Origin of the sequence: Flavobacterium flabelliforme (assembly GCF_017948675.1) — a bacterium.
GTDB lineage: Bacteria > Bacteroidota > Bacteroidia > Flavobacteriales > Flavobacteriaceae > Flavobacterium > Flavobacterium pygoscelis.
This window is the reverse complement of the sequence record NZ_JAGFBU010000055.1, coordinates 1-210: the sequence shown is the minus strand read 5'-3', so window position 1 is coordinate 210 and position 210 is coordinate 1. Positions and strand designations below refer to the sequence as shown.

The 210-nt window shown below is 45.2% G+C and carries 1 protein-coding gene; it reads left to right on the top strand.

All coding sequences use genetic code 11. The features are described from left to right. Positions 1 to 210 (top strand): MBG domain-containing protein (locus tag J3S90_RS15845; protein WP_210646994.1); only part of this gene is annotated, 210 nt, incomplete at both ends.

Genomic DNA, 210 nt, shown 5'->3' with positions numbered 1-210 from the left:
CGGTAAATGGCGATGTGATTGACTATACGTTAAGCACTACCGCTACGACCACTTCAGCAGTAGGAAGCTATCCAATTGCAGTGGCTTTAGGCAGTAATCCAAACTATACGATAAGCACAACAGACGCTCTATTAACGGTAACACCAAAAGCGATCAACGTGAGTGTGGTAGCCGATAATAAAACCAAAGTATACGGAGACGCGAACCCAG